Here is a 571-nt window from a genome sequence, read left to right on the forward strand (position 1 = left end):
ACCAATGAACCCGATTCAAGGCACGCCTAGCCTACCAATCGAAGACGAAGTCACACCTGAAGCCGACAATGGCCGCAGCGTAGACAAAGCCGCTGAGAACATGTGGATCGTGTCGACACACGGTGAAGTCGACGGTTACATAATCTACGAATCAGGCGAGTTCACTATCCGTGATAGCGACAAGAACATTGTTGGTACATGGAAGCCATCACCAATGAACCCGATTCAGGGCACGCCTAGCCTACCAATCGAAGACGAGGCAACACCTGAAGCCGACAACGGCCGCAGCGTAGACAAAGCCGCTGAGAACATGTGGATTGTATCGACACACGGTGAAATCGACGGTTACATCATCTACGAATCAGGCGAGTTCACTATCCGTGATAGCGACATGAACATTGTTGGTACATGGAAGCCATCACCAATGAATCCAATTCAAGGTACGCCTAGCCTACCAATTGAAGACGAAGTCACTCCTGAAGCGGACAATGGCCGCAGCGTAGACAAAGCCGCTGAGAACATGTGGATCGTGTCGACACACGGTGAAATCGACGGTTACATCATCTACGAA

Annotated in this window: 1 pseudogene; it reads left to right on the top strand. The window is 50.8% G+C overall.

What is annotated here, in order from left to right:
• A pseudogene (locus tag BCU12_RS23250) lies at window positions 1-571 on the top strand (hypothetical protein); the annotation flags it as partial.

This window comes from Vibrio sp. 10N.261.55.A7 (assembly GCF_002877365.1).
Lineage (GTDB): Bacteria > Pseudomonadota > Gammaproteobacteria > Enterobacterales > Vibrionaceae > Vibrio.